This is a genomic window from Mesorhizobium sp. FG116, from assembly GCF_057809835.1.
Genome location: NZ_JBMDKS010000009.1, coordinates 47,566 through 66,878 on the forward strand (window position 1 = coordinate 47,566; position 19,313 = coordinate 66,878).

Here is a 19,313-nt window from a genome sequence, read left to right on the forward strand (position 1 = left end):
ATCATGAGGAAATTTACGGCCGCCATCCTGGCGGGTGCCGCTATGTCGCTGACGCTTGTCGCGACCGCCGAGGCAAAGGACAAGGTCATCGGCGTCTCCTGGTCGAACTTCCAGGAAGAGCGTTGGAAGACCGACGAGGCTGCCATGAAGGCGGCAATCGAGGCTGCCGGCGACAAGTACATCTCCGCCGACGCGCAGTCGTCCGCGGCCAAGCAGCTTACCGACGTCGAAAGCCTGATCAGCCAGGGCGCCAATGCGCTGATCATTCTGGCGCAGGACGCTTCGGCCATCGGCCCGGCAGTGCAGAAGGCGCTGGACGAGAGCATTCCGGTCGTCGGCTATGACCGCCTGATCGAGAACAAGGACGTCTTCTACCTCACCTTCGACAACAAGGAAGTCGGCCGCATGCAGGCCCGCGAAGTGTTCAAGGTGAAGCCGGAAGGCAACTACGTCTTCATCAAGGGCTCGGGTGCCGATCCGAACGCCGACTTCCTGTTCGCAGGTTCGATGGAAGTGCTCAAGGAAGCCATCGACAGCGGCAAGATCAAGAATGTCGGCGAGGCCTATACCGATGGCTGGCTGCCGGCCAACGCCCAGAAGAACATGGAGCAGTTCCTGACCGCCAACGACAACAAGGTCGATGCGGTTGTGGCGGCCAATGACGGCACCGCCGGCGGCGTTGTCGCAGCTCTGACGGCGCAGGGTCTTGCAGGCAGCGTTCCGGTCTCGGGCCAGGACGGCGACCATGCCGCCCTGAATCGCGTGGCGCTGGGCACCCAGACCGTTTCGGTGTGGAAGGATGCACGTGAGCTCGGCAAGAACGCCGCCGAGATCGCTTCGCAGCTTGCCGACGGCAAGGCCATGACCGACATCGCCAATGTGCAGGACTTCACCACGCCTGGCGGCAACACCGTCAAGTCGGTGTTCCTGACCCCGATCGCGATCACCAAGGACAATCTCAACGTCGTCATCGACGCCGGCTGGATTTCCAAGGATGCGGTTTGCGCCGGCGTCGCCGCTGGTGCGGTTGCGGCCTGCAACTAAGTTCGCCTGACGGCAAACACGATGCGCCGCGGCCCAAAAGCCGCGGCGTTTTCAAAAGCCGCAGGTGCAATTGCCCAGTTCACTACGGAACGCCGCAATTGACGGCGAGGGCACGCGATGAGGCCACATCTTTCAACGCGCTTTCCGCTTCCGGCGACGCCGGAAAGACAATAGCATGAGCTTGCTGCGCCGATGCGTCGGACCGAACTGGACGCAGCGAATATCGATCCGATGCAAGACGGCCAGATGGGCAACACGCCGATTGGTTGGATGCTTGTCTGCAGACATCAGCAAGCCGGTGGGAGGAAATCATGAGTGACGCGACCTCTGCAACGACGGTCGACCGGGCGCGCGAGGCCGAACTCGGCCCCGTCGCCCGCTTCCTGAAAGCGACAGAACTCGACACCCGCATGCTGGGCATGGTCGCGGCGCTGATCCTGATCTGGATCGTGCTGCACTTCCTGTCCGGCGGGCTGTTCCTGACACCGCGCAACCTGTGGAACCTCTCGGTCCAGACCTCGTCGGTCGCGATCATGGCGACCGGCATGGTGCTGGTCATCGTCATGCGCAACATCGACCTGTCGGTGGGTTCGCTTGAAGGCGTCATCGGCATGATCATGGGCGTGCTGCAAGCCCAGATACTCATTCGTGTAGTGGGCTTTCCAGCCGGCGACCCGTGGATTTGGATCATCGCGCTTGCCTGCGGCGTAGCCTTCGGCCTGCTGATCGGGGCGTTCCAGGGCTTCATCATCGCCTATCTGGAAGTGCCGTCCTTTATCGTCACGCTCGGCGGCCTTTTGGTCTGGCGCGGCGCGGCATGGTGGGTGACCAGCGGCCAGACGGTCGCGCCGCTCGATGCAACGTTCCAGCTCATGGGCGGCGGTCCAAACGGTTCCATCGGCGCGACGTGGAGCTGGATCATCGGCATTGTCGCCTGTCTGGCGGTCATCTTCATGCTGCTCAATGGGCGCACACAGCGCAAGCGTTTCCGCTTCCCGCTGCGGCCGGTATGGGCCGAGGTATTTCTCGGCGCCGTTGCCTGCGCTGTCATCCTGGGCGCCATACAGGTCGCCAATTCCTATCCGTGGCCGGTCGGCATCGTGAAGCGCTATGCGGAAGCGAACGGCATAACCATTCCCGAAGGCGGGTTGTTCATCGCTCACGGTATCGCCATTCCCGTTTTGATGGCGGTGGCGGTCGGCATCGTCATGACGTTTGTCACAAACAGGACGCGCTTCGGGCGCTACGTCTTCGCCATCGGCGGTAACCCTGAGGCGGCTAACCTTGCCGGCATCAACACCCGCTGGGTGACGATGAAGGTGTTCATGATCATGGGCGCGCTGGTGGCGATCAGCGCGGCGATCTCATCAGCTCGCCTCAACGCTTCCACCAATGCGCTCGGCACGCTGGACGAACTTCTGGTCATCGCGGCGGCGGTCATTGGCGGCACGTCGCTTGCCGGCGGCGCGGGCACCGTTGTCGGCGCGATGCTGGGCGCGCTTTTGATGCAGTCGCTGCAGTCCGGCATGGTGCTGCTCGGCGTCGATTCACCATTGCAGAGCATCGTCGTCGGTGCGGTGCTGGTCGTCGCGGTGTGGCTCGACACCGTCTATCGCAAGCGGGTTTAGGGAGGAATTGACCATGGCTACAGCTCAAGCTGCCAACGCAACTCCGCTGGTCGACCTGCGCAACATCTCCATCGCTTTCGGCGGCATCCGTGCCGTCGACGACGCCTCGGTCGACCTCTATCCGGGCGAGGTCGTGGCCCTGCTCGGCCACAACGGTGCCGGCAAATCGACGCTGATCAAGATCCTGTCGGGCGCTTACAAGCGCGACGCGGGCCAGATACTGGTCAATGGCGAGGAGGCCTCGATCTCAAACCCGCGCGACGCCAAGAAATACGGCATCGAGACGATCTACCAGACGCTGGCGCTGGCCGATAATGTCGATGCCGCCGCTAATCTTTTCCTCGGGCGCGAACTGATGACGCGCTGGAACACGCTGGACGACGTGGCGATGGAAGCGGAGGCCCGTAAGGTGATGGGCCGGCTCAATCCGCGCTTCCAGCGTTTCAAGGAGCCGGTGATCAAACTCTCCGGCGGCCAACGGCAATCTGTGGCGATCGCGCGCGCCATCCTGTTCAACGCGCGCATCCTGATCATGGACGAGCCGACGGCCGCCCTTGGTCCGCAGGAGACGGCGCAGGTGGGCGAACTGGTCAAGCAACTCAAGGCCGACGGCATCGGCATCTTCCTGATCAGCCATGACATCCACGATGTCTTCGATCTTGCCGACAGGGTGTGCGTGATGAAGAACGGCCAGGTGGTCGGCACCGCCAAGACGACAGATGTGACCAAGGACGAGGTGCTTGGCATGATCATCCTCGGCAAATGTCCGGCCGGAGCCATACCCGGGCCGGGGGCGCTGAAGATCGCGGCCTGACTGCCGGGCTGAAGGGCGATTCAAGAGTGAAGGGCCGGCACCGCCGGCCCATTCATCTCCCGCATTCATTTCCAATGCGAAGACGCGGCCAAGCCGCGCCTTGTGTTGACGCGTGGACTTGCTAAGAAGTGCAGGGGGCTAGCCACGGATCGCATCATCTGTTGAAGAAACTTTTCCCGATTCTGACGTTTCTGGCCGTGGCGCTGATCAGCCTGATTATGGCGGGCTTTGCCTATTTCGCCACCCAGGAAGCCTCCCGCATCAAGTTCCAGGCGACGGTAGACGACGCGGTCAATCGCATCGAAAGCCGCATCGACCTGCACCTTTCGCTGCTACGCTCCACACAGGCGCTGTTCGATGCGCGCAATGGTCAGGTCACGCGCAACGAGTTCAGGGCCTATTTCGACGCGCTCGATGTTGACGGGAATTTTGCCGGCTTGCGCGGCATCGGCTTCTTGAAGCTGGTCCGCACGGGAGACGAGGCAGTCGCCGAACGTGCAATCAAGCAGGAGTACGGCATAGATCGCGCCATCTATCCGGCGACGACGCAGCAATGGCGCACGCCAATCGTGTTGTTCGAGCCCTTGGAAGACAGCAATCTTTCCAGCGTTGGCTACGACATGTTCACCGAAGACGCGCGCCGCGCGGCAATCGAAGCTGCCATGGCGGACGACGAGCAACATGCAAGCGGACGCGTTCTTCTGGGCCAGCAGACGGGCGCGGAACAAACCTTCCCCGGCTTCCTGGTGTTCGTGCGGCTCAATGTCGACACTGCGCCCGATGCCGTCGATGCGGCAACGTCTTCGACTGCGGGGTTCCTCTATGCGGCGTTCCGGGCCGGCGACCTGTTCAGGGTGGCGTTGCGGCGGATGCCGCTGTTGCCGGTCAATGTCGAAATCTACGACCAGGCGGCAAATTCCGACAACCTGTTGTTCCGCTCCGAGACCCCTCCGGTCGAAGGCATCGGAAACCAGCTTGTCGATAGCCGCAAGATAACGGTGGCGGGCCGCCAGTGGGTTCTGGAGTTCCGCCCGACAAGCGCGTTTTCGCCGCCTTCATCGCGGGCCATTCCGATCATGCTCGGCCTGTTCGGATTGTTGCTGGCGGGAGCAATCGCACTGGTGGCTCGCTACCAGGAACGGGCTTACGACGCGGTGGCGCAGCTTCACGAGACGACTGAGAAAAGCCTGCTCGAAAAGGACCTGATGCTTCAGGAGATGAAGCATCGCATCAAGAACCTGATCACGCGCGTGCTGGCGATTGCACGCCAGACGGCTTCGGGCGCGACCGACGTCAAGGAGTTTTCCGATTCGTTTGCAGCAAGGCTTCAGGCGATGGCCGCATCGCAGGACATGCTGACGCGTTCGCGCTGGCAGAAAGCCGATCTCGGCGACCTGCTGCGCATCGAGCTGGGTCAAGTGTTCGGCAAGGACCTTCCGGAAGATCTGCTTTCGGGTCCCCAAGTGCTGCTTGACGAGACGGCGACGCAGGCGCTTGGCCTGACCTTCCACGAACTGGCGACCAATGCGCTGAAATATGGCGAGGCCGGCAGCGCGGTCGGGGCACTCAAGGTGGATTGGAAGACGGAACGGCTCGATCGGGCGCGGGTGCTTGTTCTCAACTGGCGCGAATCCGGCCAGACCAATCTCGAAGCACCGACGCGGACCGGATTCGGCACCAAGCTCATCGACATGAACATCACGCGCGAACTCAACGGCACCATCGAGCGCAGGTTCAAGCCGAACGGCTTGCAGGTAGAGATCAGAATCCCCCTGAAATAGCCCGTCTCAACGAAAAGAGGCCGGGTTTCCCCGGCCTCCGAATTCTCGACTGACTGTGCGATCAGTTGCAGCGCGCGGTATAGATACGGCGGGTATTGGGATCGCGATACTGGCAGTAGCCGTTGCGCAAGTTGCGCACCAGAAGGCCGGAACCCGCACCCACGGCTGCACCGATCAGGGCACCCCTGCCACCACCGGCAATGCCGCCAATGACAGCACCGGCCGCTGTGCCGACACCTACGTCCTGCTCGGTTGTGGTGCAGCCGCTCAGGGCTACGAGTGCAGCCACGACGACGATTATCTTGCGCATGTAGTCACTCCTCTCGCTTTTGATGTCTCTCGCTTCACAGCGATCCCCTGCCATCTAGCACGAGCGCGCCGATTCTGCGTTACGGTTTTCATTCTTGGCTAAGATAGTCTTTTTCGGGGCGATGGCTGTTGGAGGCAACGACCGTCGAGGTTTCGACCGAGGCATCGAGCTTGCCTTCAGGGCTGACCGACCAGACAAGTTCCGCATAATCTTCTTCCAGCGCCGGATCGAGATTGATGCAGGTGCCCATGACGCGCTTCGCCTCGCCGGACATTTCGCGAAGCGAGAGCGCGCGTGTGGCAGCGCAATCCTCAGCGGTTTCAAACACGGTAACCGGCGCCGGCAATTCCCGACACTGGGAAAGATCACCGGAGCAGCCTACGATCAACAACAATGCAGCGATGTGTTCCATTGCGGTTTCCTCTTGGCAATGGAAACGCGCGGAAGCGATCATGGTTCCGGGTTGCCGGCCAGATCGCTATTCCGTTTCGAAATTGCCGTGCGGAACGGTCAGGCGATATTCCAACTGGCCATCGACCATGTCGAGAGAGGCTTGTCCGTTCAGGGAAAGCGGCACGACGCGCTCGAGGGTGACGCGGCCGAAATGGCGCAACGCGGGAAGCTCGCCCCCGGATTCAAAGGGCTCGCTCCACAGCAGCCGAAGCGCCTGCGCCTCGCCCGACGTGGTCAATTCGGAGGCGACGCTGACCATGCCGCCCGGCCGTGACAGGGCACCGTGGCTGAGCGAATTGACGACCAGTTCGTGCATTGCCAAACCAATATGCAGGGCGGCGTTGGGATTGAGATAGGGGTTGGAGCCTTCGAACTGCAGGATGGTCTGATTGCCATTGGTGTAGCGGCCGACCTGGCCATAGATCAGCTCGCGCAGTTGAGCGCCGCGCCAATTGGACGAGGTGACGAGGTCCTGCGAAGAGGCGAGCGATTGCAGCCGGCCCTGGAAGCGGGTGAGGAAGTCGGCGATGTTTTCAGAATAGCGCCCGGTCTGGCTGGCGATGCTCTGGATGATGGCGAGCAGGTTCTTCGAGCGATGGCTGACCTCGCGCAGCAAGGCGCGCAGGCTTTGCTCGCGCCGCTTGCGTTCGGTGGTTTCGACCTTGGTGGTCATGACACCGCGCACGCTGCCATCCTTGGCGATATCGGGATCGACCCAAACCTCGAACCAGCGCATGCCGTCTTCCCCCGGCGCACTGATCTCGAACCGGTCGGGCTGACCGGATGCGATCGCGCTGCGCCTTGCGGCAATGATGCGATCGGTCTGGGATGGGGGGAGGATGGTGTCGCCGTGGCCGCCTGCCACCGCCCAGGGCGCCGGCATATTTCGCGCCCAGACAGTGCGCAGGTCGTGGTCTTGGTAGAGAACTGAAACGCCGGCGTTTCGCAAGGCATGGAGCAGTGCCCGGCCGAGCTGCGAGTCATCCTTCAGGGCAGGGTCGATGACCTCGCTGTCGAGCTTTCCGGCGGGTTCCTTGTTGCGGCCTGCAGCCATCTTGAATGCCCCTACGCCCCTTTTGAGTACCCCTTCAAGAACGTTCCGCCGGACAGTACCCTTTTCAGGGTTGCTGCCCGGCGGCGGCTGGAAACCGTTTGAGGGGGGCGGTTTCCAGTTTCCCGTCGAAAGGTTTTATCCGGCGCTGTCATGCCCGCCTGAAAATACCGGCCAGCAAGGAAATCACCAGGAATGCCAGGAAGATGAAGAACAGGATCTTGGCAATGCCGGCGGATGCTCCCGCGATGCCGCCAAAGCCAAGGGCACCGGCTATGATCGCCACGACAAGAAACACCAGCGTCCAGTAAAGCATTGTTCGAACTCCTTCATTTCAGTACGGGCATTTCCGTGCAGGCATTTACTTGCAGGCATTTACTTGCAGGAAAAACGACAGCCGGCTGCATTGGTTCCGCCGCCGGCCAAAAATCAAATCAGGCGGCTGCCTTGGCCTGACGGTCGAAGAACAGCGCCTGGCTGATCAATGCCTTGACCATGTCCGGGCTGAACGGCTTCGTGACCAGAAACGCCGGCTCGGGACGCTCGCCGGTCAAAAGGCGCTCTGGGAAGGCGGTGATGAAGATCACCGGCACCGATGTCGAGGACAGGATCTCGTTGACGGCATCGATGCCGGACGAGCCGTCGGCCAGCTGAATGTCGGCCAGCACCATCTTGGGCCGTGACTTGGCAAACATCGCGACTGCCTCGGTATGTGTGCGTGCGGTGCCGACGACGCGGTGGCCAAGGCTTTCCACCATCTCTTCGATGTCCATGGCGATCAGCGGCTCGTCCTCGATGATGAGGATGTCTGTTGCCACCTGCCGGGAAATTTCGCTGCTTGCCTGTGAGAGCAGGGTGGAGAACTCGGCTTCGTCGACGTCAAGGATCTCGGCTGCTTCGTCTTCGTCGAAGCCTTCGACGGCGACGAGAAGGAAGGCCTGGCGTTGACGCGGCGCCAGTGCATTGAGATTTGCCGCCGCCCGTTGTTCCCAGTCCGTCAGCGACTGTTCCTGCGGAATGCGGATCGCGACGGAGGTGAACATCTTGGCGAATATCTTGTAGAGCGCAATGCGGTCGGTTGAGGCACGCGGAAAAATGCTGATGTCGGCGATGATGGCTTCCAGCATGGCCGCGACGAGGGCGTCGCCGCTTTCCTGCGAGCCGGAGACGGCGCGCGAGAACCGGCGCAGATAGGGAAGATGCGGTGCTATTGTAGCAGACAGACTCACAGTTACGTCTCCCTCAAATGACGTGTTTGCATGACCAGACAGGCTATAGTGTTGCAAGCCCCGATCGCAGAAACTCGCCGGCGAATGAAAAGTTCCCTCAAAAATTTTCGCGAGCGCTGGAACCAATCTGAATCCACGGCGTTTGCAACGGAATCTGAGCTTAGAGGGGCGCCGCTTTGCCTCTTGTTGCGTGTGGAAAGCGGTAGGGAATGGGGCAGAAGGCATTATGAAAGATCAAAACAGAAACAGCGCCGCCGGTGCAGGCAGGCGCCAAGCCGGTGCAAGCGACCCACTCGGTGCGAATTCTGAAATTGGCCGCAAACTCAAGCAATACTACAACGACTTGGTCTCCGACGAGGTGCCGGATCGGTTCAGTGAGTTGCTCAGCCAACTGGAGCAGACTGAATCCGCACTGAAGAAGGACTGACGCATGGCCGTATCAGCGGGCTTCAAGAGCGATCTGCTCGGGTCCATCCCGAGCTTGCGCGCGTTTGCCGTGTCTCTGTCGCAGAATGCGGACAAGGCCGACGATCTCGTGCAGGAAACCCTGGTCAAGGCCTGGGACAAGCATGAAAGCTTCCAGCCGGGCACCAATCTCAAAGCATGGCTGTTCACCATCCTGCGCAACGAATTCTATTCGCAGATGCGCAAGCGCGGACGCGAGGTGCAGGACAGCGACGGGATCATGACGGCCAGACTTGCGGTTCATCCCGCTCAGCACGGGCAGCTTGACCTTGAAGACTTTCGCGGCGCGCTGGAAAAGCTTCCCGAAGACCAGCGCGAAGCGATCATCCTGATCGGTGCGTCCGGCTTTTCCTACGAGGAGGCGGCGGAAATCTGCAACTGCGCCGTCGGCACGATCAAGAGCCGCGTCAGCCGCGCCCGCACCCGGCTACAGGAAATCCTGCAGATCTCGGGCGAAGACGATTTCGGCCCCGATGCGATTTCCACTCAGGTGATGACGTCCCCGGCGGACTGAAGAGGGGGCGCTTTGCGCGCGGCCACCAGCGCCGCGACGAGATCGCTTCCCGAATAGGGCTTTTCGACCAGCGCGACACCCGGGAAATCACGCTCAAGCTCGTCGGTGATGCCGTGGCCGGAGGCGAAAACGAAGGGAATGCCGTCACGACGCAGTTGGGCCGCAAAAGGCAGCGTGGAGGCGCCATCCAGCACAAGGTCGAGGATCGCTGCGTCGAAGCTGGATGCCGCGAGTGGATCGAATCCTGCAAGGTTGTCGACGATGGTGACATCGGCTGCGCCGGCGTCGCGGCAAATCTGCTCGACATCCATAGCGATAAGATACTCGTCCTCAAGGATGAGAATACGCAGTCCATCGAGCAAAGCTGACAACGCCGTGACTCTCCTTTGGAGTGGGGGCGCAGTCATGGCCGTATTTTGCTACCCTGTCATTTAAAAAAGACATAGCCTCGGAAAACGGCTCTCGGAACTTCCGCAGGGGAAATGCGTTTGTATTGAACAGCTTGGGGGATAGGGGTCCGAAATGGCGGAACAGCAGGGAAGTCGTTCGGCGCGGCGTTATCCGTGTGAAAAGTGCCCCTTGCGACCACTGCCCGCGTTCCGCGAATTCGAGCCGGAAGAACTTGCCTTCGTCAGCACTTTCAAAAAGGGCGAACTGGCGGTCGATCGTGGAGCCACGGTGCTGGTGGAGGGCAACCACAGCGCGCACCTCTATACGGTCCTTTCCGGATGGGGCTTCCGCTACAAGCTGCTGGACGATGGGCGCCGCCAGATCCTCAACTACATCATGCCGGGCGACCTGATCGGTCTGCAAGGCAGCGTGATGGGCGAGATGCAGCACTCGGTCGAGGCGCTGTCGGAGTTGCTTTTGTGCGTATTCGAACGCGACAATCTGCACGGGCTCTATCGCGGGCATCCCGGCCTCGCCTACGACATCACCTGGCTGGCGGCGCGCGAAGAACGCATGCTCGACGAGAACTTGCTGAGCGTGGGGCGGCGCACGGCGCTGGAGCGAGCTGCCTATCTCATCGCCTTCATCCATGCGCGGGCAAAGGTGGTCGGCTTGAACGGCAAGACGCCGGTTGAAATCCCGATCACGCAGCAGCATGTCGCCGATACGCTTGGCCTGTCGCTGGTTCATACCAACAAGACGCTGCGCAAGCTGATGGACCGCAGACTGATCCATTGGCGCGACGGCGGATGCGAGGTGATCGATCCGGATGGCCTGCAATCCATTGCCGGCTGGGATGGATTGGATGAAGGTCGCCGTCCGCTTGTGTGATGGCTGCGATGGCCGATTGTGGACTCCGACAAGGAAAAGCTTTCCTATGAGGGCCAGCCCGGAACTTTGAGGTTTTTTGCGCGTTCCCGATACGACACAAATTCAAGGAGTTGAGAATGGCCACCGCAACCGGAAAAACCGCCGACGACGCCAAGACCACGTCCGACCTGGAAGCCGATATCAAGCAGTTGAGGGCGGACATCGACAAGCTTGCCAAGCTCTTGGCGAAGACCGGCGAGCATGGGGTCGGCACGGCGCGGCGGGCGGCGACAGAAGGCGTCGAACAGTTGCGGGCGCAGGGCGAGGCGGCGATGGACAGCCTGCGTTCCAATGCACGCGACCTTGAAGAGCAGGTCATCGCCAATGTGCGCGAAAAGCCGGTGACGTCGCTGGCAATTGCCGCCGGTGTCGGCTTCCTGTTTGCGCTCATCTCGCGTCGCTAGCGGCTGCGCATCATGGGCTTCATCGCATCGCTGATCGCGGGCTTCGCATCGGGTGAGACGGTCGCAGCTTTGCGCCGTGCGCGCGGCGCGGCAATTGCCTATGCGCTGGCCGGCCTTGCCGCGCTGTGCGGGGTCGGGTTCCTCATTGGCGCTGGCTACATCTGGGCTGCGGCGCGCTATGGGTCGCTGGAAGCCGCAATCGGCTTCGGTATCGGTTTCCTCGCCCTGTCGGGACTTATCGTGCTCATCTTCCGCCTGAGCGCGGAGTCGCGCGTGGTGCGTCGTGTGCGCCGGCGCAATGCCGACATGACAGCGCTGGGCGTAACGGCAGCCCTTGCCGCTCTGCCCGTCCTGTTGCGCAGCAAGGGTGGGCTAGGTGCCATCCTTGGTCCGGCGGCTGCGCTTGTGGCCTATGCCATCTATCGTGAAAACGTGAAGCCCGGCGATGAAGATGACGCCGGCAAGGGCGGCGGCTGATCGGCTTATTTCTGGGCTGGAACCAGCACTTTCAACGCCTTGGGATGGATTTCGATCGTGGTTTCCGGCGTGAGATCCACCAGTTCGCCATCCATGGCGGCATAGAGCTTGCGCCGGCTCGAGCGGATGTTCAGCTTAACCTTGTCTGTCTGGTGGATTTCGACATGCTCGTTGTCGCGCCATTTGCCACGCGCCACGTTGAGCATGAACTTCATCAGTTCGCCCTTCTGTCGCGCCACCGTGACATAGATGCCCAGCACGCCGCCGGCAGGATTGTCGGCATAGGGCAGATGGCCTTCGCCAAACAGGTTGTTGGTGACGCCGATGGCGCTCGCGCGGGCGATGACCTCGGCCTCGCCGATGGTCAAGGTGACATCCATCTTGGGTGGATTGGCGAGCGTGTCATAGGCGGCGCGCGCCGAAGCGCGCATCTTGCCCAGCCGCGAGCCGAATTCCATCTTGTCGCGCAGGTGGATCATCTTGGCGTGCATGCCGACCGAGAACTGGTGGACGAAGGGCTCGCCATTGGCGCTGGCCATATCCACGGACACAATATGGCCATCGGCAAAGGCGGCGATAGCGGCATCGAGTGATTGCGGGATGCCGAGGCTGCGGGCAAAAAGGTTCATGGTTCCCGCAGGCAAGATGGCAAGCGCCTTCTTCTTGCCCATCAGCCGTGCCGCGGCAGTCGAGACGGTTCCGTCGCCGCCGCCGACGAGGACGACGTCGATGTTTCGCCGCGCGGCAGCCTTGTCGAGCGCTTCAGCCACGTCCTTGCCGGGAACGATATCGATATCGACCTTGTGACCGGCGCTCTCAAGGGTTTCGGCCGTACGCTTGGAAAACGCGTCGAGGTCGGTGGTACGCAAGGTGCCGCCCTCGCTGTTCAGCACCGCAGCAAAGCGCATGAAAAATCCTTCGTGACGGTCGTTGGAAGTTATGTGGCCAATTCATATTGGCCGACCCTCCGACGCGAAACGTCAATGATCGCAAATGGTTCCCAGCTTTCGAGGGATCTGCATCGAAGGCAATTGGCGGAAAAATTTCGGAACCTCAAAGTGATGGCGGCGTTGTCGAAACGTCATTGCCGTGGCCGTCCTCCCCAATGCTGGCCGCGGTGGAAACGAACAGCATACGAGGAGAGACATCATGATCCGCACACTCCTGGCTACGACAGCCCTTGCGACGCTTCTTGCCTCCGGCGCCATGGCGCAGGAAACCACCGCGCCTGCAACGACCGCGCCGGCGCCGATGACCGACAGTGCCGTTCCGGCCGCTCCGGTTGCGCAGGCGGATGGAAGCCTCGTTACAAACATCATCGGTGAATCGGTGTTCAACGGACCGGGCGACGATGCCCAGAACATCGGCAAGGTGAGCGACGTCGTGTTCGACAAGGACGGCAATGCGACTTCGGTCGTCATTGGCGTTGGCGGCTTCCTTGGCATAGGCGCCAAGGACGTGGCGTTTGATTTCGCCAAGCTGCAATGGGCCGAAAAGAACGGCGACCGCTGGTTGGTGGCTCCGTCTACCAAGGAAGAACTGGCCGCGCAGCCGGCCTTCGATCCGGCGCCTTACGAACCGGCACCTGCGCCGCAGGCTGCGGCTGACGTGCCGGCGACGACGACCGCACCCGCCGATGGCACGTCTGCGCCTTCCGATACAACGGCCATGGCGCCGGCCACCGATATGCAGACGGCACCGGCTGAGCCTGCTCCGCCGATCAAGCGGGCCGATGGCAGCATCGCCACGCAGATCATTGGCGAGAACGTGTACAACGGCACCGGCGATGAAGCTCAGGATATCGGCAGCATCAACGATATCGTTTTGTCCAAGACCGGTCAGGTGGAGTCGCTGGTGATCGGTGTGGGCGGTTTCCTGGGGCTCGGCCAGAAGAACGTCGCCTTCGACTATGGCAAGACAAGCTGGACGGAAAAGAACGGCGACCGTTGGCTGGTGGTCGAGGCGAACAAGGAGTCGCTCGAGGCCCTGCCTGATTTCGATCGCCGCGCTTATGACCCGGCTCCGGCGGCAGCGGCGGCTGGTGCTGAAACGCCGGCGACCGTAACCCCGACGACGGACACGGCCGCCAATACCGAGACTGCACCGGATGCGAATTCGACTGCACCGGCTGGAGAAATGGCGGCCGAAACGCCGACCCCCGATGCGACCGCAACGCCTGATGAAACGCAGACTGCTGCAATCGACAAATCCACGCTGACGGAAATGCCGATGACGGGCGAAATCCGTTCCGAGGATCTCGTTGGAACCACCGTCTACGGTGCCGATGATGCCAAGGTTGGCGAGATCGGCGATGTGGCGCTGACCGCCGACAGCAAGGTCGACGCCGTAATCGTCGATGTCGGCGGCTTCCTCGGGATCGGTGAGAAAGAGGTCGCGGTCGGTATGGATAATCTGAAGATCATGACCGACAAGGACGGCAAGAAGTATCTCTATACGGACTTCACCAAGGAGCAGCTTGAGGCGCAGGCCGCCTATGACAAGGGCAGCTATACAGAAAAGCGCGATGAGCAGCGCCTGATGCTGCAGTAACCTGTCATCTTTCGGGAGGAGCGCCCGCGCCGGCAACGGCGCGGGCATTTTTGTTTCCGCCTCAGACCTGTCTATGGCTCATCCGTAAACAATAGCGGAGTGATTGTTCACTTATTCAGCACGGATCATTCTGAGTTTGCCGCCTTTGCTCTGGTCCATGACGGGACCATATTGGCCTCGACAGCGGCAAGGACCGCAGAAAGGGGCAATGTCATGCTCACCCAGATCAAAGGCCTGCATCACGTCACATCGATGGCGAAGGACGCACGCACCAACAATGCGTTCTTCACGCAAAAGCTCGGCCTGCGCCGCGTAAAGCAGACAGTGAATTTCGACGCGCCTGACGTCTATCACCTCTACTATGCCGACGAGTTCGGCACGCCGGGGTCAGTGATGACCTATTTTCCCTTTCCGAACATCGGACAGGGCCGCCCCGGCGTGGGCGAGGTCGGCACTACAGTCTTTTCGGTGCCGGAAGGTACGCTCGATTTCTGGCAACAGCGCTTTGCCGAACAGGATGTCACAGTACTTGGGAGCGAGGAACGCTTCGGCGAAAAGCGCCTGACCTTCGCTGGTCCGGACGGGGACGGTTTCGCTTTGGTTGAGGCCAAGGGTGATGTCCGCGCGCCATGGTCTACAGCCGAAATTGCTTCAGATGAGGCGATCCGAGGCTTTCATTCCGTATCGCTGAGATTGCGCGATGGTGGTGCGACCGAGGAGCTGCTCAAGTTCATGGGCTATGAGGAGGTTGACAGGGGCGGCAACCTCAAGCGCCTCGCCATAAAGGACGGCAACGGCGCCGATCTCGTCGATATCGAAACGCTTCCGGGTGCCGCTTTTGCCAATCTCGGTGCGGGATCGGTGCATCACGTTGCCTTTGCGGTGGAAGACCGCGCGCGTCAGCTCGAGGTCCGCAAGGCGTTGATGGATACCGGTCATCAGGTAACGCCGGTGATTGACCGCGACTATTTCTGGGCGATCTATTTCCGTACGCCCGGCGGCGTGCTGTTCGAGATCTCGACCAATGAGCCGGGCTTTGACCGGGACGAGGATACGGCTCATCTCGGTGAGGCGTTGAAGTTGCCCAAGCAGCATGAGCACCTGCGCCCTTATCTCGAACAGCATCTGCAGCCGTTGAACGCATAAGGAGCGAGCCATGACCAAGGATGCCTATATCCACAAAATCGTGCCCGGTAAGCCGGGCGGCCCGCTTCTCTTTGTGTTTCACGGTACGGGAGCAGACGAGACGCAGCTTCTATCGCTCGGCCATGATCTCATGCCGGACGCCACCATTGTCTCGCCGCGCGGCGACGTTTCGGAAATGGGCGCGGCGCGCTTCTTCCGCCGCACCGGCGAAGGCGTCTACGACATGGCCGATCTGGCGCGCGCAACGAAGAAGATGGCCGGGTTCGTAAAGGCACACATAGCGGATGCCGAGCCGTCGCGTGTAGTGGGCCTTGGCTATTCAAACGGCGCCAACATATTGGCGTCGGTGCTGTTCGACGCGCCTGAGTTGTTTGATGCTGCCGTGCTGATGCATCCGCTGATCCCGTTCGAGCCGCAAGTGGCGGGCGGCTTCGCTGGTCGGAAGGTGCTGGTAACGGCCGGTCGGCGCGACCCGATCTGCCCGCCAAACTTGACCACGCGGCTGGAAGCGTATTTGCGTGATCTTGGGGCCAGCGTGACTGTCGAATGGCATGAGGGCGGGCACGAGGTGCGCCCCAATGAAATCGAGGCGGCACGCCAATTCGTTGCGGCTGTCTCTGGAAAGGAAATGGCGAAATGAACGAGCAATTGCCGGAAGTGCAACTTGAGGACAACGGCACCAAGGGGCGCTATGTCCTGCGAGGACCGGATGGTGCTGAAGCCGAAATGACCTTCACCAAGGTCGGCGAAACGCAGTTCATCATAGACCATACCGAGGTGCCGGGTGCCTTTCGTGGGCAGGGCGCGGGGCTGAGGTTGGTGACAAGGGCCGTCGAGGATGCGCGTGCTTCCGGCAAGAAGATCATTCCGCTTTGCCCGTTCGCTGCGGCGCAGTTCCGCCGTCACCCGGAATGGGCGGACGTGCTCAAGCAGTAAAGCTGAACTGGCCCTGCGGTCTCCGCTTCCTATATTTATGCCAGGCAATTTTGGTAGAGGTCGCGAATGGATGCGCATGTCGATATCCGCAAGGAAGAGCACGACGGCAGGGGCCGCTATGTGCTTGAGATGCCGGCTGGCGAAGAAGCCTATCTGACCTTCGTGCGCTCCAGCCCAGCGCACATCGTGATCGACTACAGCTTCGTGCCACCGTCGGCGCGAGGGCGCGGCGTGGCGGCCAGGCTCGTCGCCTACGCCGTTCAGGATGCGCGCGATACCAACACAAGGATTACGCCCGTGTGCGGTTACGTTGCTGCCGAATTCCGCCGGCATGGCGAGTGGGCCGACGTGCTGGCGCGCTGATTTGGCAGCCGGCAGGTTGCCCTTCCGCTGGCGTCCTCACACCGCCGACGAACAAGGCTCTGGCCTGTCTCCCACCGTTTCTTAAGGTGTTTTGGCTAGACAAGGGCAGTTTTGCGCAAACACGGAGACGGACAGGGTGCGCTTTTCCGCGGCCACGACAGCCGACCGGATTTTGCCGCAGCGCCTTGCGTCGCGCGTGCGACCTTTGCTTTTGCGCGTGGACGACATTCTTTTCAGCGCAGATGAGCGCGGCGAAGCCGGACGGATGTCGCTGATCGCCTTTGCGATACGTGTGGTCAGCGCGGCCATCGCCTTCATCAGCCAGGTCATGATGGCCCGCTGGATGGGCAGCTTCGAATACGGCATCTTCGTGCTGGTGTGGGTGACGATGCTGATCATCGGCAGCATCTCCTGCCTCGGTTTCAGCACGTCGGTGATCCGCTTCATCCCGGAGTTTCGCGAGCGGGCGATGCTGGAAGAACTGCGCGGCATCGTCTTGTCCAGCCGCTACTTCGTTCTTGCCGCCTCAACGGTAATAGCGGGTGCTGGCGCACTCGGCGTCTGGCTGTTTTCGCCGTGGATGGAAGACTACTATTTCGTGCCGTTCCTGCTCGGCATCTTCTGCATTCCGATGATTGCCTTGACCGACCTGATGCAAGGCATGTCGCGCGCCTATTCTTGGGCGTTGTCGGCCCTGTTTCCGACCTTCATCACGCGGCCGATCCTGATCCTCGTGTTCATGGCGCTGGCGATCTGGTTCGGCTTCCCGGCGGATGCCAAGACGGCGATCCTGTCAGCGATCGCGGCGACATACCTGACTGCGGTGTTGCAATTGGCCAGTCTGACCGCGCGGCTGGATACCTTGATCCCGGCCGGGCCGATGAAGGTGAATTTGCGCTATTGGCTGGCTGTTTCGCTGCCGATTTTCCTCGTTGATGGATTCTTCTACCTTTTGACCAACGCCGATGTGCTGATGGTTGGGCTCTACCTCGATCCCGATCAGGTCGCGGTCTACTTCGCGACGGTAAAGACGCTGGCGCTGGTGCATTTCGTCTATTTTGCCGTGAAGGCGGGCGTTGCCCAGCGCTATGCCCAATTCACGCATGGCGGCGATACCGACAGGCTGGCCGGCTTTGCCCGTGAAACGGTGTCGTGGACGTTCTGGCCATCGCTGGCTATGGCCGCGGTCGTGCTGATCCTCGGCGAACCCATGCTGGCGCTGTTCGGTGAGGAGTTCGTGGACGGCTATCCGCTCTTGTTCGTGCTCGTCGTCGGCGTGGTGGCGCGTGCGTCGGTCGGCCCATGCGAAAGCCTGCTCACCATGAGCGGCAACCAGAACGTCTGTGCCGCCGTCAATGCGACGACGCTGGCCTTCAACATCGGCCTCAACATGCTTCTGTTGCCGCTGTTCGGGCTGTGGGGTGCGGCCTTTGCCACGGCGTTGGCGATGATGTTCGAAGCCGTGGCGCTTTCCTTCACGGTTTGGCGTCGGCTTGGCATCGTCATGCCGATCTTCATCCCGGTTCGGAGCGCTGCCTGATGGCTGCCGTTCCGTTGATACAGGAAATCAGTGGTGGGCCTGCCGGCGCGATGATGTCCGGCCTTGCCGGGTTGGCGCGTGACCCGGCCGAACTTGCCGAGATCGAACTGCTTGCCAGCGGAAGGCCAGAGCGGCGGCTTGCGATCTATCCGGCTTCGGCGGGGTTCGATCTCGTCGAGGAACTCGACCATCTGTGCGTGCGGACCGTCGAGCCGAACATCTTCTTCAATCCGCGGTTCCTGGCGCCGGCAATGCCGCGGCTCGAAGACCGTGAGGTGCGGTTGGCTGTCATTCGCGACGGCGACGAATACCGCTCGCGGCTTCGGCTTCTGGTGCCGTTTTCCGTTGAGCGCTCGACCGTGCCGCTCGGCCAGTCGATCATGCGGACGTGGTCGAACCCGTTCGGACCAACCGGCACTCCGCTCATAGATCGCGATGACCCGTTGGGCGTCCTGGAAGATTTCCTCGACATGATGTCGCGATCGCATCTGAAGCTGCCGAAGGTGCTTGTACTGCCCGATCTATGGCTTGACGGTGCAATGGCGAGTCTGCTCATGGGCGTCGCCGAGGCTCGGCATCTCACCTTGGTGACCACCGACATGGTGGAGCGCCCGGTGCTGGAGAGCAATCTTGAGGGTGACGCCTATCTGAAGGCTTCGCTGCGTTCTCACCACTATCGCGAGTTTCGCCGGCTGTGGCGCAGGCTCTCCGATACAGGCACGCTGGAACATAGCGTTGCGCGAAGCGCGCAGGAGATCCGCGAGGCCACCGAAAGCTTTCTGGCACTGGAAGCGGATGGCTGGAAAGGCCGCGAGCGCACGGCGATGGCCATCGACCGGTTCCAGGCGCCCTTTGCCCGTGAGGCTGTGCATCGGCTGGCCGAGCTGGATATGTGTCGCATCCACACATTGTCGCTCGATGGACGCACGATCGCCAGCCTGATCGTGTTTATCGAGCAGGGCGTCGCCTATACGTGGAAGACTGCCTATGACGAGAGCCTGGCGGCGTTTTCGCCCGGCACGCTTTTGATGATCGAGGTGACGAAACAGCATCTCGAAGACCCCAACATCGTCTTCACCGATTCCTGCGCGGTGCCGGACCACCCGGTGATGAGCCGCCTGTGGTCGGAGCGCAAGACGGTTGGAACCGTCGTCATCGGCTTGTCGCCGGATGCCGACAGGGCTGCGCGGCAGGCGGCGTCGCAACTGCACCTCTACCGGGAGACGCGCAATATGGCGAAGGTCTTGCGTAATCGCGTACGCGGCCTTCTCAAGCGTCGATAGCGGCC

At 61.4% G+C, this 19,313-nt stretch carries 23 protein-coding genes; 16 read left to right on the top strand and 7 right to left on the bottom strand.

The window, feature by feature from the left end; all coding sequences use genetic code 11:
- The first annotated feature begins 3 nt into the window (after nucleotides 1-3).
- The 4 genes from xylF to ACODTY_RS09505 all read left to right on the top strand — a co-directional run bounded on the left by xylF (nucleotide 4) and on the right by ACODTY_RS09505 (nucleotide 5,267).
- On the top strand, nucleotides 4-1,044 hold the full coding sequence (gene xylF / locus ACODTY_RS09490; RefSeq protein ID WP_488994047.1) for a D-xylose ABC transporter substrate-binding protein: 1,041 nt from the start codon (nucleotides 4-6) through the stop codon (nucleotides 1,042-1,044).
- 311 nt (nucleotides 1,045-1,355) lie between these two features.
- Nucleotides 1,356-2,672 carry a sugar ABC transporter permease gene (locus tag ACODTY_RS09495; RefSeq protein WP_488994048.1) on the top strand — a complete coding sequence of 439 codons (1,317 nt, stop codon included), beginning with the start codon at nucleotides 1,356-1,358 and terminating at the stop codon, nucleotides 2,670-2,672.
- A 13-nt stretch (nucleotides 2,673-2,685) separates the two neighbouring features.
- Nucleotides 2,686-3,486: an ATP-binding cassette domain-containing protein gene (locus ACODTY_RS09500; protein ID WP_488994049.1), complete on the top strand. Its 801-nt coding sequence runs from the start codon at nucleotides 2,686-2,688 to the stop codon at nucleotides 3,484-3,486.
- A 161-nt stretch (nucleotides 3,487-3,647) separates the two neighbouring features.
- Nucleotides 3,648-5,267, top strand: a complete 1,620-nt coding sequence (locus ACODTY_RS09505) for a CHASE domain-containing protein (RefSeq protein ID WP_488994050.1) — start codon at nucleotides 3,648-3,650, stop codon at nucleotides 5,265-5,267.
- A gap of 61 nt (nucleotides 5,268-5,328) precedes the next feature.
- Here ACODTY_RS09505 and ACODTY_RS09510 read toward each other — a convergent pair whose 3' ends face one another.
- From ACODTY_RS09510 to ACODTY_RS09530, 5 genes are all read right to left on the bottom strand, one after another.
- The gene (locus ACODTY_RS09510) at nucleotides 5,329-5,577 is read right to left on the bottom strand and encodes a YMGG-like glycine zipper-containing protein (protein WP_488994051.1); all 249 of its coding nucleotides are present in this window, start codon (nucleotides 5,575-5,577) and stop codon (nucleotides 5,329-5,331) included.
- An 88-nt stretch (nucleotides 5,578-5,665) separates the two neighbouring features.
- Nucleotides 5,666-5,989, bottom strand: a complete 324-nt coding sequence (locus ACODTY_RS09515) for a hypothetical protein (RefSeq protein WP_488994052.1) — start codon at nucleotides 5,987-5,989, stop codon at nucleotides 5,666-5,668.
- Between the two features lie 66 nt (nucleotides 5,990-6,055).
- Nucleotides 6,056-7,084: a sensor histidine kinase gene (locus tag ACODTY_RS09520; protein ID WP_488994053.1), complete on the bottom strand. Its 1,029-nt coding sequence runs from the start codon at nucleotides 7,082-7,084 to the stop codon at nucleotides 6,056-6,058.
- 148 nt (nucleotides 7,085-7,232) lie between these two features.
- On the bottom strand, nucleotides 7,233-7,397 hold the full coding sequence (locus ACODTY_RS09525) for a DUF1328 domain-containing protein (RefSeq protein WP_082550044.1): 165 nt from the start codon (nucleotides 7,395-7,397) through the stop codon (nucleotides 7,233-7,235).
- Between the two features lie 118 nt (nucleotides 7,398-7,515).
- Nucleotides 7,516-8,310: a response regulator gene (locus ACODTY_RS09530; RefSeq protein ID WP_488994054.1), complete on the bottom strand. Its 795-nt coding sequence runs from the start codon at nucleotides 8,308-8,310 to the stop codon at nucleotides 7,516-7,518.
- Between the two features lie 226 nt (nucleotides 8,311-8,536).
- Here ACODTY_RS09530 and ACODTY_RS09535 point away from each other — a divergent pair, with 226 nt between their 5' ends.
- Nucleotides 8,537-8,737, top strand: a complete 201-nt coding sequence (locus tag ACODTY_RS09535) for a NepR family anti-sigma factor (protein ID WP_488994055.1) — start codon at nucleotides 8,537-8,539, stop codon at nucleotides 8,735-8,737.
- Nucleotides 8,738-8,740: 3 nt separating this feature from the next.
- A complete protein-coding gene (locus ACODTY_RS09540) occupies nucleotides 8,741-9,289 on the top strand; it encodes a sigma-70 family RNA polymerase sigma factor (RefSeq protein WP_488994056.1) in 549 nt (182 codons plus the stop codon).
- On the opposite strand, the gene ACODTY_RS09545 is transcribed toward ACODTY_RS09540, so the two are convergent.
- On the bottom strand, nucleotides 9,262-9,660 hold the full coding sequence (locus ACODTY_RS09545; RefSeq protein WP_488994057.1) for a response regulator: 399 nt from the start codon (nucleotides 9,658-9,660) through the stop codon (nucleotides 9,262-9,264). The two genes, ACODTY_RS09540 and ACODTY_RS09545, sit on opposite strands and share 28 nt — an antisense overlap.
- A gap of 151 nt (nucleotides 9,661-9,811) precedes the next feature.
- Here ACODTY_RS09545 and ACODTY_RS09550 point away from each other — a divergent pair, with 151 nt between their 5' ends.
- From ACODTY_RS09550 to ACODTY_RS09560, 3 genes are all read left to right on the top strand, one after another.
- Entirely contained in the window at nucleotides 9,812-10,570 is a 759-nt protein-coding gene (locus ACODTY_RS09550; RefSeq protein WP_488994058.1) for a Crp/Fnr family transcriptional regulator, read from the top strand.
- A gap of 116 nt (nucleotides 10,571-10,686) precedes the next feature.
- Nucleotides 10,687-11,013, top strand: coding sequence for an ElaB/YgaM/YqjD family protein (locus ACODTY_RS09555; RefSeq protein ID WP_488994059.1), 327 nt, complete (start codon nucleotides 10,687-10,689; stop codon nucleotides 11,011-11,013).
- Between the two features lie 12 nt (nucleotides 11,014-11,025).
- Nucleotides 11,026-11,490 (top strand): hypothetical protein, encoded by a 465-nt coding sequence (locus ACODTY_RS09560; RefSeq protein ID WP_488994060.1) that lies wholly within the window; start codon nucleotides 11,026-11,028, stop codon nucleotides 11,488-11,490.
- A 5-nt stretch (nucleotides 11,491-11,495) separates the two neighbouring features.
- Here ACODTY_RS09560 and ACODTY_RS09565 read toward each other — a convergent pair whose 3' ends face one another.
- Nucleotides 11,496-12,398 (bottom strand): diacylglycerol/lipid kinase family protein, encoded by a 903-nt coding sequence (locus ACODTY_RS09565; RefSeq protein ID WP_488994061.1) that lies wholly within the window; start codon nucleotides 12,396-12,398, stop codon nucleotides 11,496-11,498.
- A 241-nt stretch (nucleotides 12,399-12,639) separates the two neighbouring features.
- On the opposite strand from ACODTY_RS09565, the gene ACODTY_RS09570 reads away from it, so the two are divergent.
- From ACODTY_RS09570 to ACODTY_RS09600, 7 genes are all read left to right on the top strand, one after another.
- On the top strand, nucleotides 12,640-14,040 hold the full coding sequence (locus ACODTY_RS09570; RefSeq protein WP_488994062.1) for a PRC-barrel domain-containing protein: 1,401 nt from the start codon (nucleotides 12,640-12,642) through the stop codon (nucleotides 14,038-14,040).
- A gap of 213 nt (nucleotides 14,041-14,253) precedes the next feature.
- On the top strand, nucleotides 14,254-15,186 hold the full coding sequence (locus tag ACODTY_RS09575) for a VOC family protein (protein WP_488994063.1): 933 nt from the start codon (nucleotides 14,254-14,256) through the stop codon (nucleotides 15,184-15,186).
- Nucleotides 15,187-15,196: 10 nt separating this feature from the next.
- Nucleotides 15,197-15,826, top strand: coding sequence for an alpha/beta hydrolase (locus ACODTY_RS09580; protein WP_488994064.1), 630 nt, complete (start codon nucleotides 15,197-15,199; stop codon nucleotides 15,824-15,826).
- Complete coding sequence (locus ACODTY_RS09585) at nucleotides 15,823-16,122, top strand: GNAT family N-acetyltransferase (RefSeq protein WP_488994065.1); 300 nt, start codon at nucleotides 15,823-15,825, stop codon at nucleotides 16,120-16,122. Before ACODTY_RS09580 ends, ACODTY_RS09585 begins: the two co-directional genes overlap by 4 nt.
- Before the next feature lie 66 nt (nucleotides 16,123-16,188).
- The gene (locus ACODTY_RS09590) at nucleotides 16,189-16,485 is read left to right on the top strand and encodes a GNAT family N-acetyltransferase (protein WP_488994066.1); all 297 of its coding nucleotides are present in this window, start codon (nucleotides 16,189-16,191) and stop codon (nucleotides 16,483-16,485) included.
- 136 nt (nucleotides 16,486-16,621) lie between these two features.
- Nucleotides 16,622-18,025, top strand: a complete 1,404-nt coding sequence (locus ACODTY_RS09595; protein ID WP_488994067.1) for a lipopolysaccharide biosynthesis protein — start codon at nucleotides 16,622-16,624, stop codon at nucleotides 18,023-18,025.
- Nucleotides 18,025-19,308, top strand: a complete 1,284-nt coding sequence (locus ACODTY_RS09600; protein WP_488994068.1) for a GNAT family N-acetyltransferase — start codon at nucleotides 18,025-18,027, stop codon at nucleotides 19,306-19,308. The genes ACODTY_RS09595 and ACODTY_RS09600 overlap by 1 nt, the downstream gene beginning before the upstream one ends.
- Nucleotides 19,309-19,313 lie beyond the last annotated feature (5 nt).

Bases quoted from the DNA above. Each gene is read 5' to 3' on its own strand.
- ACODTY_RS09600 (WP_488994068.1), top strand. From the start codon at position 18,025: ATGGCTGCCGTTCCGTTGATACAGGAAATCAGTGGTGGGCCTGCCGGC.
- ACODTY_RS09555 (WP_488994059.1), top strand. From the start codon at position 10,687: ATGGCCACCGCAACCGGAAAAACCGCCGACGACGCCAAGACCACGTCC.
- ACODTY_RS09565 (WP_488994061.1), bottom strand. From the start codon at position 12,398: ATGCGCTTTGCTGCGGTGCTGAACAGCGAGGGCGGCACCTTGCGTACC.
- ACODTY_RS09560 (WP_488994060.1), top strand. From the start codon at position 11,026: ATGGGCTTCATCGCATCGCTGATCGCGGGCTTCGCATCGGGTGAGACG.
- ACODTY_RS09500 (WP_488994049.1), top strand. From the start codon at position 2,686: ATGGCTACAGCTCAAGCTGCCAACGCAACTCCGCTGGTCGACCTGCGC.
- ACODTY_RS09525 (WP_082550044.1), bottom strand. From the start codon at position 7,397: ATGCTTTACTGGACGCTGGTGTTTCTTGTCGTGGCGATCATAGCCGGT.
- ACODTY_RS09540 (WP_488994056.1), top strand. From the start codon at position 8,741: ATGGCCGTATCAGCGGGCTTCAAGAGCGATCTGCTCGGGTCCATCCCG.
- ACODTY_RS09520 (WP_488994053.1), bottom strand. From the start codon at position 7,084: ATGGCTGCAGGCCGCAACAAGGAACCCGCCGGAAAGCTCGACAGCGAG.
- ACODTY_RS09580 (WP_488994064.1), top strand. From the start codon at position 15,197: ATGACCAAGGATGCCTATATCCACAAAATCGTGCCCGGTAAGCCGGGC.
- ACODTY_RS09575 (WP_488994063.1), top strand. From the start codon at position 14,254: ATGCTCACCCAGATCAAAGGCCTGCATCACGTCACATCGATGGCGAAG.
- ACODTY_RS09515 (WP_488994052.1), bottom strand. From the start codon at position 5,989: ATGGAACACATCGCTGCATTGTTGTTGATCGTAGGCTGCTCCGGTGAT.
- ACODTY_RS09570 (WP_488994062.1), top strand. From the start codon at position 12,640: ATGATCCGCACACTCCTGGCTACGACAGCCCTTGCGACGCTTCTTGCC.
- ACODTY_RS09495 (WP_488994048.1), top strand. From the start codon at position 1,356: ATGAGTGACGCGACCTCTGCAACGACGGTCGACCGGGCGCGCGAGGCC.
- xylF (WP_488994047.1), top strand. From the start codon at position 4: ATGAGGAAATTTACGGCCGCCATCCTGGCGGGTGCCGCTATGTCGCTG.
- ACODTY_RS09510 (WP_488994051.1), bottom strand. From the start codon at position 5,577: ATGCGCAAGATAATCGTCGTCGTGGCTGCACTCGTAGCCCTGAGCGGC.
- ACODTY_RS09590 (WP_488994066.1), top strand. From the start codon at position 16,189: ATGGATGCGCATGTCGATATCCGCAAGGAAGAGCACGACGGCAGGGGC.
- ACODTY_RS09585 (WP_488994065.1), top strand. From the start codon at position 15,823: ATGAACGAGCAATTGCCGGAAGTGCAACTTGAGGACAACGGCACCAAG.
- ACODTY_RS09535 (WP_488994055.1), top strand. From the start codon at position 8,537: ATGAAAGATCAAAACAGAAACAGCGCCGCCGGTGCAGGCAGGCGCCAA.
- ACODTY_RS09550 (WP_488994058.1), top strand. From the start codon at position 9,812: ATGGCGGAACAGCAGGGAAGTCGTTCGGCGCGGCGTTATCCGTGTGAA.